A 21,363-nucleotide genomic window follows, 5' to 3' on the forward strand; every position below is an offset into this window, starting at 1 on the left:
CGGTTACTTTATATTCAAACGCTAACCGTTTATTTTATCGTGTCAATTAGTTGCCGATAAACTTCGTCAGCACTAATATTTGCCATTGAATTATCAACTGACTTAATTTCATGCTGCCCTTGCCCATATCCTCCAATCAAGCCGGGGTCAGTGGGGCCAAACAGGGTAAAATTGGGTTTATCAAGCGCGGCTGTTAAATGGCTAAGCCCAGTATCGACAGAAACCACGGCTTTAGCATTAGCAATTTGCTGTGCAACTTCGGCTAAAGTAAGTTTAGGTAAAACCTCTACAAAATCAAAGTCTTTTGCTAATCGCTCTGCGCGCTGTTGCTCATGAGGTGTTCCCCACGGTAATTTGATTTTGATACCACTCCCAGCCATTAGCCCGATGAGCTCTCGCCAATTTTCTTCAGGCCAGTGCTTATCATCACGAGTAGTTGAGTGCAGGAAAATGACATAAGGGCTTTGATGCTCTTCTGTTGACTGCAAAAAGTGGCGAGCAATTGCGTAATCCCCTTGCTGTGTTGGGCAGGCGTAATCAAGACTCTTGGCAAATAACTGGCGAATACGTTCAACGGCATGTTGTTGCTTACTAATTGCGTAACGATGGTCATAAAAGAAGCTGGCTAATGGTTCGCGAATACTATGGCGATCATAGCCATGTTTATCGCCATGAGCTAAGCGGGTGACAAGAAAGGCGCTCTTCAATAACCCTTGCGCATCAATGATTGCGTCATAATGAGTTGCTTGTAATTTCTTGCGAAATTCTGCACGTTCGGCTCTGATCGGTGCAGAAAACCAATTTTTACGCCAGCGACGAATGGCCACAGGGATCACTTGGTTAACGGCACTATGCCATGTTGGAATTTGTGCAAAGCCTTCTTCAACGACCCAATCGAACTGGATATCGGGTATGGCTTGTTGTGCATCGGTCAGCGCAGGTAATGAGTGTAAAACATCTCCCATTGAAGATGTTTTGACTAATAATACTCTCATCATTCAATACCTATATTTAACCGAGCTAACGCATCGATAACTAATTGGGGTTGGATATCAATCAAACTTTGGTGATAACCACTTTCACCGTCACCTTTACGCACTTTGTGGTACCCCGTAATTAGGCGGATCACTTCTGCTTTATCTGATAATGGCGGTGTAAAGTCAGGGCTACTTGGGCCATATAAGGCGACAAGAGGTTTACCTAGCGCTGCCGCGACATGCATCAAACCAGAGTCATTACTGACAACTGCAGTACAGGCATCGATTAGATTAACAGCTTGTTCTAAAGATGTTTTCCCTGAAAAATTATGGCAATGCAATTTAGCATCATCGGTCAGCTCTAAACGAATGGCTTCACCCGCTTCGTGGTCTTTTTGTGAACCAAATAGCAACACTTGATAGCCTTTTTGGCTAATGAGTGTTTGAGCAAGAGAAGCGTAGTGGTAGTGGGGCCAACGTTTGGCGGGCCCAAATTCTGCGCCTGGGCAAAAACCAATAACAGGGCGAGAACCTTCAACCCCAAAGGTTTGCAGAGTTTCAGTGACTTCTTGCGGTATAGTCACCAGTTTAGGCGGTAAAATAGGTGTCGGAATATCAGCAGCTGATCGAATAGTTTGCTTATCATAAGCAAGCGCAACATACCGCTGCACCATTAAAGGAAAAGCGTCTTTATTGAGTGGGCGAATATCATTGAGTAGACCATAGCGCATTTCACCACGCCATCCCGTTCTTTTGGGGATTTTTGCGAAGAAAGGCACAAGTGCAGACTTTAAGGAATTGGGTAACACAATCGCTTGGTCATAGCCATTTGCCTGCAAACTTTGGCCTAATCGACGACGTTCACCAATTTCCAGTGCACCATGCCCAAGCGGCATAGGAATGGCTTCGCTAACTTCAGGCATTTTGGCGAGTAAAGGACGGCACCATTGTGGCGCCATCACGTCAATCTGTGCATGGGGATGTAAAGCCTTGATCGTGCGATAAAGGCTTTGTGACATCATCATATCCCCTACCCATGAAGGGCCGATCACCAATATTTTCATAAATGATTTTTCAGAAATAAGCGTTACGCGTCTTTATTGAGCAAGTGCATATATTCGGTGACACCTTCTGCAACCGTTTTAAATGGTGCAGTATAGCCAGCGGCACGTAGCTTAGTGAGGTCAGCTTGTGTGAAGCTTTGGTAACGACCTTTTAATTTTTCAGGGAACTCAATGTATTCGATGGCCACATTTTTATCTTTGTGGAATTCAGTAACAGCATCAGCAACAGCTTGGAAAGATTCCGCACGTCCTGTACCACAGTTAAAAATACCTGAAACATTATTTTCCCAGAACCATAAATTGACCGCAGCCACATCACCCACATAAATAAAGTCACGGCGGAAAGTATCGCTACCTTCGAACAGTTTTGGGTTTTGCCCTTCATTAATTTGTTTATTTAAGTGATAAGCAACGCTTGCCATGCCGCCTTTATGGTCTTCATTTGGCCCATAGACATTGAAATAGCGGAAACCACAGACTTGTGAGTCCGCTTCTGGCAGAATTTCACGTACATATTGGTCAAATTGGAATTTTGAGTAACCATAGACATTCAATGGTTTTTCGAATTGGCGTTCTTCAATAAAGTTATCACTGCGGCCGCCATAAGTTGCTGCGGAAGAAGCGTATAAGAACGGGATTTCACGGTCTAGACAATAGTGCAGTAACTCTTTGGAATACTGGTAGTTATTGTCCATCATATATTTTCCATCCCATTCAGTGGTTGACGAGCAAGCGCCTTCATGGAATACCGCATCGACATCACCGAAATCATCACCCGCAATGATGCTGCCAATAAAATCTTCTTTATCTGCATAATCCGCAATATCAAGGTCAACAAGGTTAGCGAATTTAGTGCCGTCTTTCAGATTATCAACGACTAGGATATCTGTACGGCCGATTGCATTTAGGGCTTTAATAATATTGCTGCCAATAAAACCAGCTCCACCAGTGACTATGATCATTGGGTATACCTCAAATGGGTTAAGAAAATAGAATCGTAATTGGTGACTATAATAACATCTCTTGGCGCAGACGGTAGCATTGATAGAAGAGAATTGAGCTGACACTTAAATGAGAACAAGGTAAATATCGTGATCTTGGCTACAAACTTGACTTATTTATGCTGTGAATATCGCCACACATAGAGACTATTATTAAACTCTATTAATAGTCTTTATACAGGAAAAAATCATGTCAGAAAGATTTTATCAGCAGATTCAAGAACAATTGGTACAAATTGAAGCCGATGGGTTATTTAAAAATGAACGCATTATTACGACTTCACAAGATGCTGACATTGAAATTGTAGGTGGCCAGCGGGTTATTAATTTCTGTGCAAATAATTACCTTGGTCTTGCTAACCATCCCGCGCTCATCGAAGCAGCTAAACAGGGAATGGATAGCCATGGTTTTGGTATGGCGTCTGTACGCTTTATTTGTGGAACGCAAGACAGCCACAAAGTTTTAGAGCGCAAATTGGCAGATTTTCTGGGCATGGAAGATGCGATTCTCTATTCATCCTGTTTTGATGCAAATGGTGGGCTATTTGAAACCTTGTTAGGGCCGGAAGATGCGATTATTTCAGATGCATTAAATCATGCATCCATTATTGATGGGGTTAGGCTAAGCAAGGCAAAACGCTACCGCTACAGCAATAATAATATGGTGGAATTGAAAGCACGTTTAGAGGAAGCCAAAACAGCAGGGGCTCGCCATATTTTAATTGCCACAGATGGCGTGTTCTCAATGGATGGCGTTATCGCTGATTTAAAATCCATTTGTGACCTTGCGGATGAATACCAAGCGTTGGTGATGGTGGATGACTCTCATGCTGTTGGCTTTGTTGGGGAAAATGGTCGTGGTAGCCATGAGTACTGCGATGTGATGGGGCGTATCGATATTATCACGGGGACATTAGGTAAAGCCCTTGGCGGCGCATCCGGCGGTTATACGGCAGCGAAAAAAGAGGTCGTTGAATGGCTGCGTCAGCGTTCTCGCCCTTATTTGTTTTCGAATTCCCTCGCTCCTGCGATTGTTGCCGCATCTATCAAAGTGATTGATATGATGAAAGAAGGCCATTCATTACGTGAAAAATTATGGCGTAATGCCTTGTTATTTAGAGAAAAAATGACCACAGCGGGTTTTACCCTTGCTGGCGCTGACCACGCCATCATCCCTGTTATGTTAGGTGATGCCAAACTCGCCCAAATTTTTGCGAAAGAGCTACTCGATGAAGGTATTTATGTCACGGGCTTTTTCTACCCTGTTGTACCACAAGGCCAGGCACGTATTCGTACTCAGATGTCTGCAGCACATAGTGAGGAGGATATTTTACACGCTGTTGAAGCATTCACCCGCATTGGTAGAAAACTAAAAATAATCAAATAAAAGGTCTTTTATGAAAGCACTGTCCAAACTGAAAGCTGAACCAGGTATATGGATGACAGATGTTCCGAAACCGGAACTCGGGCACAATGATGTGATGATCAAAATTCGTAAAACTGCGATTTGCGGTACGGATGTACATATCTATAACTGGGATGAATGGTCGCAGAAAACCATTCCTGTCCCAATGGTTGTCGGTCATGAATATATAGGGGAAATTGTTGCGATTGGGCAGGAAGTCAAAGGCTTTAAAATTGGTGACCGAGTGTCAGGGGAAGGGCATATTACTTGCGGCCACTGCCGAAACTGCCGTGGTGGCCGTACTCATCTTTGCCGCAATACGATTGGGGTGGGGGTTAACCGAGAAGGGTGTTTTGCTGAATATCTGGTGATCCCTGCATTTAATGCTTTTAAAATTCCCGATAATATCCCCGATGAAATAGCGGCTATTTTTGACCCATTTGGCAACGCAGTTCATACGGCTCTTTCCTTTGATTTAGTGGGGGAAGATGTGCTGGTTTCGGGTGCTGGCCCTATAGGTATCATGGCGGCTGCAGTGTGCCGACATGTGGGGGCTCGCCATGTTGTTATCACGGATGTGAATGACTATCGACTTGAATTGGCGAAAAAAATGGGTGTTTCCCGTGCAGTGAACGTCAGTCGTGAAAATTTAAAAGACGTGATGAATGAGTTGGGGATGAAAGAAGGTTTTGATGTTGCACTGGAAGTTTCTGGTTCACCAGCAGCTTTTCAGACCATGTTAGACACCATGAACCACGGTGGCAGAATTGCACTATTAGGGATTCCCCCTGCTTCGATGGCAACAGATTGGAGCCAAGTAATATTCAAAGGACTGTTTATTAAGGGAATTTATGGCCGTGAGATGTTTGAAACATGGTATAAAATGGCGACACTCATTCAATCTGGTTTGGATTTATCACCGATAATTACCCATCAATTCTCGATTGATGAGTTCCAAAAAGGCTTTGATATCATGCGTTCAGGCCAATCTGGTAAAGTGATTTTAAACTGGGATTAAATTAATTATCTCGATTCCCCTTTTTGGCTTTTTTGAACCAAGAAGGGGAATCGAAAATGATCTACTGCTGTTGCTTGAAAAGCGGGCGCTTTTGGGCTCTATCGCCCTGTACCAACAAAGGTTGTAAAGCCTTATCGTTATAAATACTCTCAACCACAAACATAATAAAATCAATCCCCTGTGGCTTAGCAGGCGGTAATGTAAACTCACATATACCGAGTTCTTGCGGAATAATCACATTTTCTGGTTGGCTAGCCGCTTCGGGTTGCCCAACAGTAGCATCTTTGGTTGGTGGTGTTTTTATTTCATCTTGTACTGCTTGCTTGGTTTGAGGTTGTGTCGGTGTTTTTTTCGCTTCTTCAGATAACATTCTTAATGATGTTGGCTGTTTAGTTGAAGATTGAGGGCTAAGCAGAGCGCTAACGGCCACTAACTCGACATCAGCAGGGAGTTGGGCAAGGTATTTTTGTAAGGCGCGTACGGTAGATGGGTGTGGATGGCCAATTGCTACCGCACTACCGTGTTTGCGCGCATAGGCAACGGCTTTATTCAATTGAGTGCGCGTTTCTTCTTCCGATTGGTGGTTATCAATAAAAATATGGCGACGTAACGAGGGAACTCCGTATTCTTTGGCGGCATTACCTGCTTGGGTATTCCCAATCGTTACGCTATCAAGAAAAAAAAGATTTGATTGTGATAGGCTGCGCATCACGTTCTGCATACCGGGTAAGCTTGATGTCATCTCGCTCCCCATATGGTTATTCATGCCTTTTGCATAAGGAACTCGGGTTATCGCATTTTTAATAATACGGTCAATTTCCTCTGCATTCATTGATGGAGCTAATGTGTCTTTCTCTAGCGGTTGTTTGCTCAATGGCTTCATTGGCATATGGATGAGAATATCGCGCCCTTGCTGATGGGCTTTTTCTGCGACTTCACGGCCATGAGGAGAGCTCGGTAAAATTGCAATAGTTACCGCAGGGGATAACGCTAGAATTTGGTTGTCTTCTTTAACGCGATAACCAAAATCATCAATCACAATCGCCAATTTTGCCGCACTCACCGGTAGACACATCATTAATAATGACAAAACAATGAGTGGTCGAACGGGTAAGTGCTTCAGCATAACGTTATCCTAATTAATTGAATTTAAAATTTATCGCCCTAACTATATTTATCGGCCTAACCATGGACGTGGGTTTACGGTTTTACCTTGTCTGCGGATTTCAAAATAGAGTGCTGGCCGCTCTTGGCCGCCACTGCTACCCACTAAGGCGACCGGCTGCCCTGCTCTAACCTCTTGGCCGACATTCACTAAGGCGCTCTGGTTATAGCCATAGAGGCTCATATCGCCTTTACCGTGTTCAACGACGACAACTAGCCCATAGCCTTGTAACCAGTCAGCCAGTAGCACGCGCCCATCGGCGATAGCTTTGACTTGGGTTCCTTCATTAGCCGCGATAACCATGCCTTTCCAACGTAACTCGCTGGAAATGACATCCCCATAGTTATGGAGTAATGAGCCGCGAACAGGCCAAATAGCTTGCCCAGCAGGGCGCCCTAAACCACCTGTACGTGACATCAGTGAGCGTTCACTTTCAGATGGTTTATAGGTTGAGCCTTTCTGTTTGGCTTGCCGTTCTTTTTCAGCCACTTGCACGCGAATACGTGCCGCTTCTTTGGCTTCTCGCTCAGCTCGGGCTTTAGCTTCACGTTCAGCGCGGGCAATCTTATCGCGTAATCTCGCTTCGTTTTGTTTTAGAACAGCAAGATTTTTTTGGTCTTCTTTTAATGTACTTTCAAGGGCATTTAGGGTTTTTTGCCGCGAAGCGCGTGCGTTATCCAGCTTACGCTTTTCTTGTTGTTGGCGTGCCAGCGTTGTTTTTTGTTCGGCTTGTTTTTTTTGTTCGAGTTCTTTTTGTTCTTGTAATTCTTTAGTGGTTTCTTCTAAAGCAACAATATTTTTTTCACGCGCCTGATTTAAATAGCTGTAATAGGCCAAAATACGTTCTTCTCGTTGGCCTTCTTCACCTTTGAACATTAAGGTTAACCCTTGGTGTTTACCTAACCGAAAGGCCGCGTCTAGTTGGTCAGCTAATAATTTCTCTTGTTGTTGTTTTTTGGTTTGTAGTTGCTTGATATTGCTATTTAAGGAAACAATTTCTTTATCTAATTGTTTTAGCTGGTTTTGAGTCTCATGCAGGCTACGACCCGCCGCAGAAATACTTTGTTCTTGTTGTTTGAGTTGCTCAAGTAGTGCTGAGCGCTTGGCTTGTTGTTCTTTTACGCTTTTCTCTTTTTCAGCAATATTTTTGAGTAAATCATGTAGCTGGCCTTTATTTTCAGTGATCTGGTTGGCAAACACAGTTTGTGTTGGGGCGAGAACAAGCAGCCCTAACCCAAAGAGAGCGCTAATAGCCTGACGAATAAATGAAATTTTCATTCGATAATGTGTATTGGCCATCGTGATAAATCACCTCAATTAAATGCAATAGCTGATTATTTCATCTGCAAGTGATGGTTTCCAGCACTGTCTAACAAATAGTATTGAAAACATTTATAAATTCGGATTTTTGCCCTGAACTAGAACTATATTAAGTTAAATAATACAGTTTTATTATCACTGATTTATTTTGTATAGCCAGTATTCAATACTTTTTTCTTATTCACTGCCTATTTGAAGCACGACTTAGACCTGTTTCGCACGTTTATGTTAAAATATTTGCGTACCGCCTCGAAACAGAAACGCGGTTTTTCAGTGAACAGTGTTAATTTTGCGTGCCTTAGCGCAAAAAAAACAAGCGAGTTTGCGGGAATTGGCTGTAATTAGCTCAACACAAAGGTATACTCAGAACCCTTTGATATTTGTTTTTAACTAACGGGAGTGATTGCCCCCCATGATCCAAGAAATCATGCAATTTGTAAGCCGGAACATGTTATTGAGTCTGGTTTGGATAGCGCTATTAGTAGCTGTGGTTGTTATGACCTTTAAAGGCCTTTTCTCTAAAACGAAAGTGATTGCTCGTTCACAAGCGATTACACTGATTAATAAAGAAGAGGCGGTTGTTGTCGATTTACGTTCTCGTGACGATTTCCGTAAAGGGCACATTATTGATTCTATTAACTTAACACCGTCTGAAATTAAAGAGAATAATTTAGGTGAATTAGAAAAACACAAACAGAAACCAGTGATTATCGTTTCTGCAAGTGGTATGGAATCAGGTAAACCTGCTGAACAGCTGGCACAACACGGTTTTGAAAAAGTCTTTGTCCTGAAAGAAGGGATCTCTGGCTGGGCAGGTGAAAACCTTCCTTTAGCTCGTGGTAAGAAGTAAGTGAAGATATCCAAGGAGCATACATCAGTATGTGACTTGGGTAGCGTAATGCAGCGAACACCCCTGTAGCTCAGAATAACAGGGTTTCCCTTAAATTATTTGGGCTACAGGTAGGCAGCAAGTGAAGATATCCAAGGAGCATACATCAGTATGTGACTTGGGTAGCGCAATGCAGCGAACACCCCTGTAGCTCAGAATAACAGGGAAAATTCATATGGAAGTTAAAGGTACATACACTATGTCAGAACAAAACAACTCAGAAATGGTCTTTCAAATTCAACGCATTTATGCAAAAGACGTTTCATTTGAAGCACCTAACGCACCACACATCTTTCAACACGAGTGGCAACCAGAAATCAAATTAGATTTAGATACTTCTTCAACTCAGCTGTCTGAAGGTGTTTATGAGGTTGTTTTACGTGTCACGACTACGGCAACTTTAGGTGAAGAAACAGCTTTCTTGTGTGAAGTGCAGCAGGCGGGTGTTTTCTCTATCGAAGGCATTGAAGGTACTCAAATGGCACATTGCTTAGGTGCATACTGCCCGAACATCCTGTTCCCATATGCACGTGAAGCGATCACTAGCTTAGTGGGCCGTGGTACATTCCCACAATTGAACTTAGCGCCAGTTAACTTTGATGCACTGTTCATGAATTATTTACAGCAGCAACAAGGTGAACAAGCGCAGAACTCAGAAGCTCAACAGGACGCTTAATGAATACTGCTTCAATGACAGTGATCGGTGCCGGCTCGTACGGCACCGCTTTAGCCATTACGCTTGCACGTAATGCACATCAGGTTGTGCTATGGGGCCATGACCCAAAACACATTCATCAATTAGAACAAGACCGCAGTAATCAGGCGTTTTTGCCTGGCGTTTCTTTCCCTGATAGTTTATCTCTCGAAACGGACTTAAAACGCGCCGTTGAGGCGAGCCCCAATATCTTGATTGTCGTACCGAGCCATGTTTTTGGTGATGTACTAAAACAAATCCAGCCATACTTACGCGCAGACTCCCGTATTATTTGGGCGACTAAGGGCTTAGAAAGAGATACTGGCCGTTTGTTGCAAGAAGTGGCACGTGAGGTATTAGGCAATGAAATTCCGCTGGCAGTACTTTCTGGTCCGACATTTGCGAAAGAATTAGCCGCAGGTTTACCAACGGCAATTTCCGTGGCGGCAAGCGATAGCCAATTTGGTGATGATTTACAAAAATTATTCCATTGTGGCAAGAGTTTTCGCGTCTATAAGAACCCTGACATGGTTGGAGTGCAACTGGGTGGTGCTGTAAAAAATGTCATCGCAATTGGCGCAGGGATCTCCGATGGTATGGGGTTTGGTGCGAACGCACGTACCGCATTGATTACCCGTGGTTTAGCGGAAATGAGCCGTTTAGGTGCAGCTTTAGGAGCAGACCCTGCAACTTTTATGGGGATGGCAGGCTTAGGTGACCTTGTGTTAACCTGTACCGATAACCAATCCCGTAACCGCCGTTTTGGCATGATGCTAGGCGATGGCGTTAGTGTTGAAGATGCAGAAAAAGAGATTGGCCAAGTGGTTGAAGGCTATCGTAATACCAAAGAAGTCCGCGCACTGGCTGAGCGGGCAGGTGTTGAAATGCCAATTACTGAGCAAATTTATCAAATCCTCTATCGCCATAAAAATGTGTTAGAGGCAGCGCAAGCCCTATTAGGGCGTGCGACGAAAGATGAAATTGCCGATATGCCAAAGCTGCATGATTAATAAAAATAGATAGGTGAGTGATTATGTCGCGTGAAGAACTGGATAGAATTTGGGGTTTCATTAAAGATGAAGCGAAGTCTCTTGCGGACTGCGAACCACTTCTTGCCAGTTTTTTTAACGCGACATTATTAAAGCACGACAATTTAGGCAGTGCGCTCAGTTATATGCTAGCTAACAAACTGAGCTCACCGATTATGCCTGCTCTTGAAGTGCGCGAAATTGTGGAAGCCGCTTATCGCAATGACGAAAGTATGATTTTCTCTGCGGCAATGGACTTAGCGGCGGTTCGCTTACGTGACCCTGCCGTTGATAAATACTCCACGCCATTATTGTATTTAAAAGGTTTCCACGCCTTGCAAGCCTATCGCATCGGTAATTGGCTGTGGAAAGAAGGCCGCCAAGCGCTGGCGGTTTATTTGCAAAATCAAATCTCCGTTTCTTTTGGTGTCGATATCCACCCAGCGGCCCGTATTGGTTGTGGCATTATGCTTGACCACGCAACGGGTATTGTGATTGGGGAAACGGCCATTGTCGAAAATGATGTCTCAATTTTGCAATCCGTCACATTAGGCGGTACTGGGAAAACCTGTGGCGACCGCCATCCTAAAGTAAGAGAAGGGGTGATGATTGGTGCAGGGGCAAAAATCTTAGGCAATATTGAAATTGGCCGTGGCGCAAAAATTGGCGCAGGTTCTGTTGTACTTCACCCCGTTCCACCACACACCACAGTAGCCGGGGTTCCAGCACGCATTGTCGGTAAACCAACCAGCGATAAACCGTCCTTAGAAATGGATCAAAACTTTAATGGCATTATTTGGGGTTTTGAAGATGGGGATGGGATTTGAGTTGTGAGGGTTCTAGTTCGATCGTTTTCATTTTTGATTTCCCTCATCTGTATATAAATTGACCGAAAATTTGCTTTAACCTCAATGAAGTTATACAATGTTTATACATTTGGAAACTAATATACTCAAAAATAAGTATGGGGTAAGAGAAATGAGCGTTGCTATAAAAAAATGGGGAAATAGCCAAGGCATTGTTATCCCATCAGCTATCTTAAAACAATTAGGTATTGAGGTTGGTCAACGTCTTGATATTTCTGTTAATAACGGTAATTTGGTTCTTTCTCCCAAAAAGAAGATAAGGATGTTTTCTGAAGCTTATTTGCTTGACAATATGAATGAATATAATAGTCATTCAGATGAACTTGCTCAAATTAATGATATGGAAATTGGTGAATGAGTAAAAGTTACATACCAAGGCGAAATGATATTATTTGGTTAGATTTTGACCCAACGAAAGGAAAAGAAATAGGAAAATATCGGCCTGCACTCGTTTTATCCAGTGTGGAATATAATAAAAAATCAGGCTTGGTAATTTGTTGTCCTATTAGCACAAGCATTAGAGGGCACATAACAGAAGTAAGGATAAATAATCTTGATACTCCGTGTGTTGCTGCGGCAAACCTTATTCAAACACTATCTTGGAAAGATAGAAGTATGAAGTTTGGGGTAGTTGCTGATGAGGGGGTTCTTGATGGTGTGCTCGCAAGGTTGATCCCATTAATTGGTGGAGAGCATTTTTTTATTGATTAAAACTAAAGGAACTCAAACTGAGCTCCTTTTATAGTCTAGTCCTTTAGCAGCGCCCCTGCATACCCCAACTGCCTCCATGCCTCAAACACCACCACAGCCACTGAGTTGGATAAATTCATACTGCGGCTATCTGCCAACATCGGAATACGAATTTTTTGTTCCATTGGCATGTTATCTAGCACATAAGGCGGTAGCCCCCGAGTTTCAGGGCCAAACATCAAATAGTCATTTTCTTGATAACTAACATTACTATGGCTTGGCTTACCTTTAGTGGTTAAGGCAAACACGCGTGCACCGCTTTCAGATTGGTTATTATCCGGGTTTAGCCCTTCACTTTTTAAAAAAGCAAAATAATCATGATGGTGCTTGATATCGGCAAATTCGCTATAGTCCAACCCTGCGCGGCGTAGGCGTTTATCATCCCATGTAAAGCCAAGAGGGTGAATAAGATGCAAATCAAAGCCAGTATTGGCACAAAGGCGGATAATGTTGCCCGTATTTGGTGGTATTTCTGGTTCGAATAAAACAATGTGTGGCATAACGTTAAGCTGATATTTGTGATAATAAATGATGGGAAGAGTTTACGCGCAAATGGGTTTGTTTTCATGTGGAACTTTTATAGCAGCCGTAAAAATTATTTGTACCCTGAAAACAAAAAACGAGCCATAAAGGCTCGTCTCTGAAATAACTCGTTGAGGTTAGCTGTTATAACCATTAGGGTTCATGGACTGCCAACGCCAGCTATCATTCACCATATCTTGAATAGAATACTGCGCTTTCCAGCCTAGGTCTTTGAATGCTTTGTCTGGACTAGACCAACATTCCGCAATATCACCAGGGCGTCTTGCTACAATCTCATATTTAATTGGTTTACCTGACGCTTTTTCAAAAGCAGCAATAATTTCCAGCACACTTGTGCCAGTCCCTGTACCAAGATTGTAAACATGTAAGCCTGCTTGCTGGCTAACTTTATTCAGCGCGGCAATATGGCCATCAGCCAAATCCATCACGTGAATATAGTCACGCACACCAGTACCATCCGGTGTTGGGTAATCATTACCAAATACCATCACTTGTGGGCGGCGGCCTACAGCGACTTGGGAAACAAACGGTGCCAAGTTATTCGGAATCCCTTGCGGGTCTTCACCCATGGTTCCAGATGGGTGTGCGCCAACAGGGTTAAAATAACGCAGTAAGGTCAGTGACCAATCATCTTCCGCAATATATAAATCCGAAAGGATACGCTCAACCATATACTTACTGGTTCCGTATGGATTGGTGGTCCCACCGACTTTGGAATTCTCTGTTAATGGCACTTCTTCAGGGTCACCATAAACGGTAGCGGAGGAACTAAAAATCAGGCTCTTAACACCCGCTTTTTTCATACTTTCCACTAATACCAATGTGCCATTGACATTAACATCATAGTATTCAATTGGTTTTTGTACCGACTCACCAACAGCTTTCAACCCAGCAAAGTGGATGACTGAATGAATTTGATGATTAGCAAAAATGGACGCTAAAATTTGCCCATCACGCACATCACCTTGGTAAAAGGTTGGCTTAACACCTGTGATAGCTTCAATACGGTTAAGCACTTCAAGGTTGGCATTATGCAAGTTATCTAAAATAACCGGCTGCATCCCTTGCTGGATCATCTGTACACAGGTATGGCTACCAATGTAGCCAAGGCCACCCGTGACGAGAACTTGTTGATTATTCATAAGAAGCCTTTCTAGTTAATAGTAGCTACTGATCATTTCTATTTTAAAAGGAGTATATAATTTTTGATGAACTTATTTTTTCAGTATACCTACAATTTTTTCGTTATCACAAACGAGAAGAGATGTAATTTTTTTACTTTCCATAAGCTCATAGGCATTTTGAATACTTGCAGAGGCTAAAATTGTTATAGGATTTTTTGTAAGGATATTTTCTGCTTTAAGATCAAATACCTGTTTTCCATGCAAGTTCATGGCTTTACGAACATCGCCATCTGTAATAATAGAAATGTTAGGGAGAGTATTTACTAATGTAACTCCTAGTTTTCCATTAGAGATCGAGTGAACAACTGATGTAAAATCAGCATTAGGTTCTATTATAGGTAAGTCAGTACACATTTCGTCTCTAACACGTGATAGCAGTCGCCTTCCTAAACTTCCGCCAGGGTGAAACCTAGCGAAGTTTTCTGGTTTGAAGTTGCGGGAATTCATTAGGGCTACGGTTAAGGCATCTCCCATCACTAATGTAGCCGTTGTTGAGGCAGTCGGTGCTAATTGGTATGGGCAAGCTTCACTAGGAACAGCTATATCTAAATGGCAATGTGCATTCTTAGCTAAAGTTGAATTTGAATGGCCTGTAATAGCTATAATGTGATTACCGTTATCTCTTAAAAAAGGTAGTAATTTTAGTACTTCTTCAGTTTCCCCAGAATTAGAAATTGCAATAAATATATCTTCAGGTTTAACCATACCCAAGTCACCGTGAAAGGCTTCACCGGGATGCATAAAAAAACTCGGAGTCCCAGTACTAGCGAAAGATGCGGCAATTTTTTTCCCTATTATTCCTGATTTTCCCATACCACAAATAATAGTGCGGCCTTTAGTTGCTAGTATCGTATGGACTGCATTAGTGAACTCACTACCAAGATGCTCACACATATATTTTAGCCCATCAATTTCTGTATGAATTACATCTCGCGCTATTTTAATAATATCCATTACAGAGCCTCCATTCTATTTTTTACTTTTTGATAGTCGGATAAGGTATCTACCCCATGAGCAATTTCGCCATCGTAATACCAGGCACCAATACTTAAGCCATTAGATAATGCTCTTAGCTGTTCTAGTTTTTCATAGGCCTCTAAAGGTGCTTCATCAAAAGAACAAAATTTAGATAGAGACTGGACGGTATATGCATAAATTCCAATATGCTTAAAGGCTAAATCAATAGCAGTAGGGGTATCTCGTTTATATGGTGCCGCAGAACGAGTAAAATATAATGCTCGATTATGTAAACCAACTACAGCTTTTACCACATTTGGGTTTTCAAAATCACTGAGTGAATCAATAGAAACTACGGCAGTAGTAATATCAAATTCGGTTCTAGAAACTGAAAATTCAGCTAATTGACGAATTAATGTAGGTGAAATCATTGGCTCATCACCTTGAACATTAATAACTATATCTTGAGGCTCCCAACCTTTTATTCTAGATACTTCATAAATGCGATCTGTTCCACTTTCATGTTGGGAGGATGTCATTACTGTATTTAGGTTTAGTGATAGTGATTTTTGGTAAATACGGTCATCATCGGTAGCTAGATAAATATCATTTTTACTAAAACCCGCTTCTATACAACGCTGATGAACATGCCAAAATATTGGCTTATTAGAAATTTCCAGCATAGGCTTCCCTTCTAATCGGGAAGAACCATATCGGGCAGGAATTACTATTTTTATCTTTTTCATTTAATTGATTACGAATTTGTAGGGAGATAAATACAGAAGATAAGAGCATCTTCACTCTTATCTTTTAAATGGAGTACAATGAGTTAGAACTTAGTTTCAATTCTTGGCTGCTTATTTACTACCTGATCAATTTCGAGTAACGTTTCTAATAATTCTTCCATATGTTTGAGCGCTAACATATTGGGGCCATCACATAATGCATTATTAGGATCTGGATGTGTTTCCATAAACAAGCCATCAATGCCAACGGCAACAGCTGCGCGGGCTATTGCAGGAACATGATATCTATTTCCACCAGTTGAACCATTTAGAGTACCAGGCATTTGTACACTATGAGTTGCATCCATCACAACCTTACAGCCTGTAGTTTCCTTCATAATAGTTAGCCCTGGCATGTAATTAATTAGTTGGCCAAATCCAAAGCTAGTACCTCGATCACACAACCAAATATCTTCATTCCCTACGGCTCGGCATTTTTCGACTACTGGCGCCATATCTGCTGGATGCATCCATTGGCCTTTTTTAATATTAACGGGTTTACCAAATGAGGCAACTCGTTGAATAAAGCTCGTTTGGCGTACTAAAAAAGCTGGTGTTTGTAAGACATCAACTACAGATGCGACTTCGTTTAATGGGGTATCTTCATGTACATCTGTTAATACTTTTACACCTAATTGGTCTTTAGCCTTTTGGAGGATAGCTAGCCCCTCTTCAACACCTGGACCTGTGAATGCATTTACAGATGAGCGATTTGCTTTCGTGAATGATGACTTTGCAATATATTCTATGCCAAGTTTATCGGTTATTTCTTTAAGTTTTCCAAAAGTATCAAGGACTAAACTTTCAGATTCAATTACACACGGACCTGCGATTAAAAACACGGTGACCTCGCTTCAAATATTATGTCTCTATTATGAATTATTAGAGTTGATATAAATAATTCATTGTGGATGGTATAGCCTTTACTTGGTATAGAGGCTATGGGAATGTTTTAATATTCGTAATGGTAGTTATAGTCGTCAGACCTTGCATCAATACCATTCAAGATCACACCTGTAATTTCGATATCATTTTGCTTAAAGCGTTTCAGTGATAAATCGACATCTTTCACGGTATTCACACCGTAGAAAGCAATCAGTAATGAAGTACCGACATATTTACCAATAATCGCAGAGTCCGTTATTGCTAAGATTGGTGTGGTATCGATCACCACAATATCGTATTGGTTTTTGACTTTATCTAATAACTGCTTAAAGCGCTCGCCCATTAATAACTCAGAAGAGTGAGTAACATTTTTACCACGACAAATTACATCAAGGTTTTCAATCACGTTGGCATGAATAGTTGGCGATTCTAAGCTTTGCTGTGACAAATATTCAGATAAGCCCGCTTTATTGTTTAATCCAAAGGCTTTGTGCAAACGGCCTTTACGTAAGTCGGTATCGATTAATAATACTTTCTTACCCGCGTTAGCCAGTACCACCGCCATATTGGAGGTAACAAAGCTTTTCCCAACACCCGGTGACGCACTGGTGACCATAACTAGGTTGTTACCTTGGTTCATTACCGAAAAGTACACACTGGTACGTAATGAACGGATAGCTTCAACCGCAGTATCTGCTGGGTTTTCTATCGCTAATGGGCTCTTATTGCCCGCCTCAATCAGTTTTTTCTCATAGGCTGAGAAAGGAATGGTGGCATAGACGTTGACACCCAATGCATCGATATCTTCCGTGCTCTTAATTTTATTATTAAAGAACTCGCGAGCAATTACATATGCACAGCCGATAATAAAGCCAAGGATAGTGGCAAGAGCAACAATCAGTGATTTTTTCGGTGCCACAGGTTTTGGTTGGGACTCCGCAGAGTCAATAATACGTACATCTGCAGTAATACCGGAGTTCAATACACTGAGTTCTTGTTGTTTCGCGACTAATTGAGCGTAAATCGCTTGTTCTGCTTCAACATCACGGGTTAAACGGACGATTTCTTGTTGGGTATTCGGCAATTTTTGAATGTTTTTACTGATTTTTTCTTTTTCACGTAACAATTGTTGGCGTTTATCTAACAGGGACTGATAAGCAGGGTGGTTACGGGTATATAGCTGCTGAATCTCGACCTCTTTAAAGGTCAATTCATTGAGCTTCTCTTCGACCTGCAAAGCAGTATCTAAAGCGGCTTTAGCTTCTAAAGAGAGATCAATCGATTCATTCTTTTTACGAAATGCATTGAGCTGGTTTTCGTAGTTATCTAATTTCTTTTTAATGGTCGGTAAGTAGCCATCTAAAAACACGAGCGTATTGTTTGTGACTTCTTTTTTACGTTCGGTATTTTGGTCAACATAGTTTTGGATAACACTGTTGAGAATGTTAACATTCTCAACTTGATCCGCACCTTTAATCGCTAAGCTGATAATACCAGTACCTTTGCCGACTTCTGCGATGGTTAAAGTATTGCGTAAGTCTTCAATGGTGGTATAACGGGCATTTTTGATTAATGTAAACTCTTCGCCAGTTTCAGCCGCAAAACTGGAAATTAATAAGTTAATTTCCCCTTGTTTGAGCACTTCACCGACTTTACCTTGCAAGACTTGGCCATCCACATTTAGGGAATAATTATTATCCCCTAAATAAATCAGGGTAAATGGTTGGCCAATTAAGTTTTCAGGTAACTGGAACAGATCAACCTGAACAGGAGCTACTTCACCAAGTAATTTACTGGCAAAGTCTTCAGGGGCTGCTTGAGTGTCTAAGTTCAGGTCTGCAACGGTTTTACCTAACACCATGCGGGACTTGATGACTTCAATTTCAGAGTCTATTTGGTTGCTACTATTACTAAAAGGCATGACATCACTCATTTGGTCAAGTAATGAAACCTGGCCTAATTTGTCATACTGTAAGGTCGCATTGGCTTGGTAAATTGGCGTTGCCAAGAGGCTATATGCCACTGCAACAGCAGCAAAAAACACGGTAAAAAACCCAATTTTAATGGTGTTGGATTTCAAAACTTTAAACAGAGCGAGCAGATCGATTTCATCTGAGGCAGGAGAGCTATTTTTTGTTGTGTTCATAATAGGTTAAATGTTAAGTCATCCAATAAATAAAATTAAATTTTGCCTTGCCAAGCAATCGCGGCTTTTTCCATCAACTGGTAAACGTGCTCAAACATTTCATCGCTGCGTTTGTGCGGGTCAGGAATTTCGGTTTTATTAATCCATTGCCCAAATAACATCACTTTACCGCGGGTTTCAGGAAACTGTTGGTGGATTTTAGCAATATGATCGTTTTCCATCACTAGGATTAAGTCTGCTTTATGGCATATTTCGCTAGTTAACCGACGTGATTGATGGTTTTCAAGGGAAAGCTGATGTTGCTCGGCAATCCGGATGGCGCTGTCATAAGCGGGCATGTCATTTTTAGCAATAATGCCTGCTGAGTGAACAGTTTTTTTGGGAAAATAGTGCTGTAATAAACGCTCCCCCGTAGGAGAGCGGCAGATATTTCCCATACAAACAACAAGAATATTATTAAACATATCGATTACCAGTCGTGAATACGCTTGGTACCTTCAGTTAACTGATTATATGAAGCGATAGTTGGTAATAACTGAGTGATTAGACGGTTCCAACGTACCACAGGGGCTGCGGTAACATACACTAAGTCATAAGGCTGCAGTTTAAATTCAGTTCCCATCACGAGTGAGGTGGCATCCGATAAGTCTAGCTGATAAACCGCAGCCATTTTTTTCGGTAATAGCGCTTCGAGCTCTTTGTCTTCCGCTGGCTGGTTTTTAATTGGGCGAATAACAAATACGCCTGTTGCATTGGCAGTTGTTTGGTTAAGGCCGCTTGCTTTACTGAGTGCTTCAGTAATGCTCATACCTGCGCGGTCAATAGTTAAGGTCGTTGGTTGACCGACTTCACCCATCACAAACACTTTTTGGCTATCATTACGTGGCACATACAGCACATCACCCGGTAGCATCAGGTAGTTTTGGGTTAAATCCCCATACTGAACCAAATCTTGTAATGATACTTTGATTTCTTTGCCATTACGGGTAAGCACGACATTATCCCAATCGGCTTTTTCGGTTAAGCCGCCTGCATTATTAAAGGCTTCTAAGATAGTGAGTGGAACGTTAGTGATAGGCAGTGTACCCGGTTTGGCAACTTCACCAGATACATACATTTTTTGTGAGCGGAAGGCGGCAATACTGACATCCACTTGTGGGGATTCAATATAAGTGGCTAAGCGGTTACTGATTAGGGTACGGATTTCAGTGACGGTTTTACCGATCACTTTGACTTTACCAATATACGGGTAGTAAATAGTCCCATCGGAATGTACCCAGTTACCTGAGTCCTGCGCACTACGGTATGAACCCGCAGGGATAGTGAGCTCTGGGTGGTCCCAAACCGTAATGGTTAGTACGTCACCTGCACCCACGCGGTATTCATAGTGAGTCAGTTGCTTTTCTAACTGTGCGTTGGGTTTGGCAATGGTGGGTGCGGTGTACATATCATCCAACAATTTTGGCGAAATTGGGTAGATATCAACTAATTTAGTAATATCACGGTCACCGGTATCAACCACATTTTTGCCCGAGGTTGATACATAGGCGCCGGGGGTGACGGTGCAGCCTGTTAATGCGGTTAGCATAAGTACAGCAACAGAAAGACGCTTCATAAATACACTCTATCCCTATAGCAATATGGTTAAAGGCACTCGCCTATTTTATTTGAATTCGTATTGAACTGTATTAGCGATACCTTTTTCCAGTGTAACTGGTGGTGTAAATGAGGTATCAGCAATGTAGTTTGATTTAAATTGTGTTCTTGCACAGAATTTTTTCACTCTAATACTGCTGACAGGAAACTCTTTACCTGTCACTTTAGAAAGAATGTCGAAGCAGTAACCGCCTAATATTCCGATTGGATAAGGAACTCGGATATTGGATTTTGGTTTATCTAACGCACCACAAATTACAGTGGTTAGTTCATTCATAGTAAAGTCAGGCTTATCAATATAATTGAAAACATGTTTTCCAGTTGTAAACGTAGTCGCAAAATAAATAAATGCAGCGACATTTTCAACATAAGCCATCGATTTTTGGTTATTCCCTGCGCCGATCATTAAGAAACGGCCTGAAGCAATTTGACGGAATAAATTATAAACGTTACCACGGTTATTTTCACCAAAAACAACCGTTGGGCGTATGGTGACTAAAATATTATCCGCTGACTTGGCTTTCCATGCATCATAGACATATTCGGCTTCAAGTTTTGATTTGCCATAGTCATTAAACGGATGGTATTCACCGTCTTCGCCAGTTTCTTTTTCAACAAAGCCATAAACAGCGACAGAAGAGGTAAATACAATATGTTTAATGCCAAGCTGTTCTGCCACATCACAGACATTTTTAGCACCATCAACATTCACTTCATAGTACAGGCTAATTGGGTGCACATTATCTTTATGTTGAGCAGATAAATTAATAATAACATCACTGCCTTTTAATGGCTCAATAAGTGTTTCAGGTTTGGTCACATCACCAAATTCCCATTTTTCAGGATGAGCTTCGCTTTTTTGAATATCAACAATTTTAAAGTCAATATTTTGCGATTTTAATTGATTTGAGAGACGGGTGCCGATAAAACCGGAACCACCGATGATAGTTAGCCACGGCTTGCGCATGAGTTAAATAGTTGTTAAGTCCCAAATAACACGTGCTCTCGAAACTCTGTATTTAACGCACAT

At 41.8% G+C, this 21,363-nt stretch carries 22 protein-coding genes; 8 read left to right on the forward strand and 14 right to left on the reverse strand.

Going from position 1 to position 21,363, the window contains the following annotated elements; genetic code table 11:
• Nucleotides 1-29 precede the first annotated feature (29 nt).
• The 3 genes from rfaC to rfaD are packed head-to-tail and all read right to left on the reverse strand — an operon-like array spanning nucleotide 30 to nucleotide 3,003.
• Entirely contained in the window at nucleotides 30-995 is a 966-nt protein-coding gene (gene rfaC / locus SJ312_RS17005; RefSeq protein ID WP_319868132.1) for a lipopolysaccharide heptosyltransferase RfaC, read from the reverse strand.
• On the reverse strand, nucleotides 995-2,041 hold the full coding sequence (gene rfaF, locus SJ312_RS17010; protein ID WP_094962923.1) for an ADP-heptose--LPS heptosyltransferase RfaF: 1,047 nt from the start codon (nucleotides 2,039-2,041) through the stop codon (nucleotides 995-997). Before rfaF ends, rfaC begins: the two co-directional genes overlap by 1 nt.
• Before the next feature lie 23 nt (nucleotides 2,042-2,064).
• Complete coding sequence (gene rfaD, locus SJ312_RS17015) at nucleotides 2,065-3,003, reverse strand: ADP-glyceromanno-heptose 6-epimerase (protein WP_110592789.1); 939 nt, start codon at nucleotides 3,001-3,003, stop codon at nucleotides 2,065-2,067.
• A gap of 229 nt (nucleotides 3,004-3,232) precedes the next feature.
• On the opposite strand from rfaD, the gene SJ312_RS17020 reads away from it, so the two are divergent.
• Nucleotides 3,233-4,429, forward strand: a complete 1,197-nt coding sequence (locus SJ312_RS17020) for a glycine C-acetyltransferase (protein ID WP_319868125.1) — start codon at nucleotides 3,233-3,235, stop codon at nucleotides 4,427-4,429.
• Between the two features lie 10 nt (nucleotides 4,430-4,439).
• Nucleotides 4,440-5,465, forward strand: a complete 1,026-nt coding sequence (gene tdh, locus SJ312_RS17025; protein ID WP_004265155.1) for an L-threonine 3-dehydrogenase — start codon at nucleotides 4,440-4,442, stop codon at nucleotides 5,463-5,465.
• 61 nt (nucleotides 5,466-5,526) lie between these two features.
• Here the strand turns inward: tdh and SJ312_RS17030 are convergent, their stop codons facing one another.
• On the reverse strand, nucleotides 5,527-6,591 hold the full coding sequence (locus SJ312_RS17030) for a divergent polysaccharide deacetylase family protein (RefSeq protein ID WP_110592791.1): 1,065 nt from the start codon (nucleotides 6,589-6,591) through the stop codon (nucleotides 5,527-5,529).
• A gap of 48 nt (nucleotides 6,592-6,639) precedes the next feature.
• The gene (gene envC, locus SJ312_RS17035; RefSeq protein ID WP_319868126.1) at nucleotides 6,640-7,929 is read right to left on the reverse strand and encodes a murein hydrolase activator EnvC; all 1,290 of its coding nucleotides are present in this window, start codon (nucleotides 7,927-7,929) and stop codon (nucleotides 6,640-6,642) included.
• 433 nt (nucleotides 7,930-8,362) lie between these two features.
• Between envC and SJ312_RS17040 the strand changes: the two genes are divergently transcribed.
• The 6 genes from SJ312_RS17040 to SJ312_RS17065 all read left to right on the forward strand — a co-directional run bounded on the left by SJ312_RS17040 (nucleotide 8,363) and on the right by SJ312_RS17065 (nucleotide 12,138).
• Nucleotides 8,363-8,800 carry a rhodanese-like domain-containing protein gene (locus SJ312_RS17040; RefSeq protein ID WP_004265159.1) on the forward strand — a complete coding sequence of 146 codons (438 nt, stop codon included), beginning with the start codon at nucleotides 8,363-8,365 and terminating at the stop codon, nucleotides 8,798-8,800.
• A gap of 238 nt (nucleotides 8,801-9,038) precedes the next feature.
• Nucleotides 9,039-9,515: a protein-export chaperone SecB gene (gene secB, locus SJ312_RS17045; protein ID WP_004906947.1), complete on the forward strand. Its 477-nt coding sequence runs from the start codon at nucleotides 9,039-9,041 to the stop codon at nucleotides 9,513-9,515.
• Entirely contained in the window at nucleotides 9,515-10,543 is a 1,029-nt protein-coding gene (gene gpsA, locus SJ312_RS17050; RefSeq protein WP_004265161.1) for an NAD(P)H-dependent glycerol-3-phosphate dehydrogenase, read from the forward strand. The genes secB and gpsA overlap by 1 nt, the downstream gene beginning before the upstream one ends.
• A gap of 23 nt (nucleotides 10,544-10,566) precedes the next feature.
• A complete protein-coding gene (gene cysE, locus SJ312_RS17055) occupies nucleotides 10,567-11,388 on the forward strand; it encodes a serine O-acetyltransferase (RefSeq protein WP_153674037.1) in 822 nt (273 codons plus the stop codon).
• Between the two features lie 151 nt (nucleotides 11,389-11,539).
• Nucleotides 11,540-11,785 carry an AbrB/MazE/SpoVT family DNA-binding domain-containing protein gene (locus SJ312_RS17060; RefSeq protein WP_004906951.1) on the forward strand — a complete coding sequence of 82 codons (246 nt, stop codon included), beginning with the start codon at nucleotides 11,540-11,542 and terminating at the stop codon, nucleotides 11,783-11,785.
• Nucleotides 11,782-12,138 carry a type II toxin-antitoxin system PemK/MazF family toxin gene (locus SJ312_RS17065; RefSeq protein ID WP_047756788.1) on the forward strand — a complete coding sequence of 119 codons (357 nt, stop codon included), beginning with the start codon at nucleotides 11,782-11,784 and terminating at the stop codon, nucleotides 12,136-12,138. The genes SJ312_RS17060 and SJ312_RS17065 overlap by 4 nt, the downstream gene beginning before the upstream one ends.
• Before the next feature lie 35 nt (nucleotides 12,139-12,173).
• Here the strand turns inward: SJ312_RS17065 and trmL are convergent, their stop codons facing one another.
• The 9 genes from trmL to SJ312_RS17110 all read right to left on the reverse strand — a co-directional run bounded on the left by trmL (nucleotide 12,174) and on the right by SJ312_RS17110 (nucleotide 21,300).
• Nucleotides 12,174-12,677 (reverse strand): tRNA (uridine(34)/cytosine(34)/5-carboxymethylaminomethyluridine(34)-2'-O)-methyltransferase TrmL, encoded by a 504-nt coding sequence (gene trmL, locus SJ312_RS17070; RefSeq protein ID WP_096863620.1) that lies wholly within the window; start codon nucleotides 12,675-12,677, stop codon nucleotides 12,174-12,176.
• A gap of 159 nt (nucleotides 12,678-12,836) precedes the next feature.
• The gene (gene galE / locus SJ312_RS17075) at nucleotides 12,837-13,862 is read right to left on the reverse strand and encodes a UDP-glucose 4-epimerase GalE (RefSeq protein WP_272675717.1); all 1,026 of its coding nucleotides are present in this window, start codon (nucleotides 13,860-13,862) and stop codon (nucleotides 12,837-12,839) included.
• Nucleotides 13,863-13,934: 72 nt separating this feature from the next.
• Nucleotides 13,935-14,858: a KpsF/GutQ family sugar-phosphate isomerase gene (locus tag SJ312_RS17080; protein ID WP_319868128.1), complete on the reverse strand. Its 924-nt coding sequence runs from the start codon at nucleotides 14,856-14,858 to the stop codon at nucleotides 13,935-13,937.
• Nucleotides 14,858-15,607, reverse strand: coding sequence for a 3-deoxy-manno-octulosonate cytidylyltransferase (gene kdsB, locus SJ312_RS17085; RefSeq protein ID WP_319868129.1), 750 nt, complete (start codon nucleotides 15,605-15,607; stop codon nucleotides 14,858-14,860). The genes SJ312_RS17080 and kdsB overlap by 1 nt, the downstream gene beginning before the upstream one ends.
• 83 nt (nucleotides 15,608-15,690) lie before the next feature.
• The gene (kdsA, locus tag SJ312_RS17090) at nucleotides 15,691-16,488 is read right to left on the reverse strand and encodes a 3-deoxy-8-phosphooctulonate synthase (RefSeq protein ID WP_273844433.1); all 798 of its coding nucleotides are present in this window, start codon (nucleotides 16,486-16,488) and stop codon (nucleotides 15,691-15,693) included.
• A gap of 110 nt (nucleotides 16,489-16,598) precedes the next feature.
• Nucleotides 16,599-18,677 carry a polysaccharide biosynthesis tyrosine autokinase gene (locus SJ312_RS17095; protein WP_319868130.1) on the reverse strand — a complete coding sequence of 693 codons (2,079 nt, stop codon included), beginning with the start codon at nucleotides 18,675-18,677 and terminating at the stop codon, nucleotides 16,599-16,601.
• 35 nt (nucleotides 18,678-18,712) lie between these two features.
• Entirely contained in the window at nucleotides 18,713-19,141 is a 429-nt protein-coding gene (locus SJ312_RS17100; protein WP_272656800.1) for a protein tyrosine phosphatase, read from the reverse strand.
• Nucleotides 19,142-19,146: 5 nt separating this feature from the next.
• Complete coding sequence (locus tag SJ312_RS17105) at nucleotides 19,147-20,292, reverse strand: polysaccharide export protein (RefSeq protein WP_210852764.1); 1,146 nt, start codon at nucleotides 20,290-20,292, stop codon at nucleotides 19,147-19,149.
• 48 nt (nucleotides 20,293-20,340) lie between these two features.
• Nucleotides 20,341-21,300 (reverse strand): NAD-dependent epimerase/dehydratase family protein, encoded by a 960-nt coding sequence (locus tag SJ312_RS17110; protein ID WP_319868131.1) that lies wholly within the window; start codon nucleotides 21,298-21,300, stop codon nucleotides 20,341-20,343.
• Nucleotides 21,301-21,363: the final 63 nt, after the last annotated feature.

The sequence above is a fragment of the Providencia sp. CIM-Carb-044 genome, assembly GCF_033901115.1.
Lineage (GTDB): Bacteria > Pseudomonadota > Gammaproteobacteria > Enterobacterales > Enterobacteriaceae > Providencia > Providencia hangzhouensis.

What these genes read in the sequence shown, in the direction of transcription:
- rfaC (WP_319868132.1), bottom strand. Translation starts at nt 995, where the DNA reads ATGAGAGTATTATTAGTCAAAACATCTTCAATGGGAGATGTTTTACAC.
- rfaF (WP_094962923.1), bottom strand. Translation starts at nt 2,041, where the DNA reads ATGAAAATATTGGTGATCGGCCCTTCATGGGTAGGGGATATGATGATG.
- rfaD (WP_110592789.1), bottom strand. Translation starts at nt 3,003, where the DNA reads ATGATCATAGTCACTGGTGGAGCTGGTTTTATTGGCAGCAATATTATT.
- SJ312_RS17020 (WP_319868125.1), top strand. Translation starts at nt 3,233, where the DNA reads ATGTCAGAAAGATTTTATCAGCAGATTCAAGAACAATTGGTACAAATT.
- tdh (WP_004265155.1), top strand. Translation starts at nt 4,440, where the DNA reads ATGAAAGCACTGTCCAAACTGAAAGCTGAACCAGGTATATGGATGACA.
- SJ312_RS17030 (WP_110592791.1), bottom strand. Translation starts at nt 6,591, where the DNA reads ATGCTGAAGCACTTACCCGTTCGACCACTCATTGTTTTGTCATTATTA.
- envC (WP_319868126.1), bottom strand. Translation starts at nt 7,929, where the DNA reads ATGGCCAATACACATTATCGAATGAAAATTTCATTTATTCGTCAGGCT.
- SJ312_RS17040 (WP_004265159.1), top strand. Translation starts at nt 8,363, where the DNA reads ATGATCCAAGAAATCATGCAATTTGTAAGCCGGAACATGTTATTGAGT.
- secB (WP_004906947.1), top strand. Translation starts at nt 9,039, where the DNA reads ATGTCAGAACAAAACAACTCAGAAATGGTCTTTCAAATTCAACGCATT.
- gpsA (WP_004265161.1), top strand. Translation starts at nt 9,515, where the DNA reads ATGAATACTGCTTCAATGACAGTGATCGGTGCCGGCTCGTACGGCACC.
- cysE (WP_153674037.1), top strand. Translation starts at nt 10,567, where the DNA reads ATGTCGCGTGAAGAACTGGATAGAATTTGGGGTTTCATTAAAGATGAA.
- SJ312_RS17060 (WP_004906951.1), top strand. Translation starts at nt 11,540, where the DNA reads ATGAGCGTTGCTATAAAAAAATGGGGAAATAGCCAAGGCATTGTTATC.
- SJ312_RS17065 (WP_047756788.1), top strand. Translation starts at nt 11,782, where the DNA reads ATGAGTAAAAGTTACATACCAAGGCGAAATGATATTATTTGGTTAGAT.
- trmL (WP_096863620.1), bottom strand. Translation starts at nt 12,677, where the DNA reads ATGCCACACATTGTTTTATTCGAACCAGAAATACCACCAAATACGGGC.
- galE (WP_272675717.1), bottom strand. Translation starts at nt 13,862, where the DNA reads ATGAATAATCAACAAGTTCTCGTCACGGGTGGCCTTGGCTACATTGGT.
- SJ312_RS17080 (WP_319868128.1), bottom strand. Translation starts at nt 14,858, where the DNA reads ATGGATATTATTAAAATAGCGCGAGATGTAATTCATACAGAAATTGAT.
- kdsB (WP_319868129.1), bottom strand. Translation starts at nt 15,607, where the DNA reads ATGAAAAAGATAAAAATAGTAATTCCTGCCCGATATGGTTCTTCCCGA.
- SJ312_RS17095 (WP_319868130.1), bottom strand. Translation starts at nt 18,677, where the DNA reads ATGAACACAACAAAAAATAGCTCTCCTGCCTCAGATGAAATCGATCTG.
- SJ312_RS17100 (WP_272656800.1), bottom strand. Translation starts at nt 19,141, where the DNA reads ATGTTTAATAATATTCTTGTTGTTTGTATGGGAAATATCTGCCGCTCT.
- SJ312_RS17105 (WP_210852764.1), bottom strand. Translation starts at nt 20,292, where the DNA reads ATGAAGCGTCTTTCTGTTGCTGTACTTATGCTAACCGCATTAACAGGC.
- SJ312_RS17110 (WP_319868131.1), bottom strand. Translation starts at nt 21,300, where the DNA reads ATGCGCAAGCCGTGGCTAACTATCATCGGTGGTTCCGGTTTTATCGGC.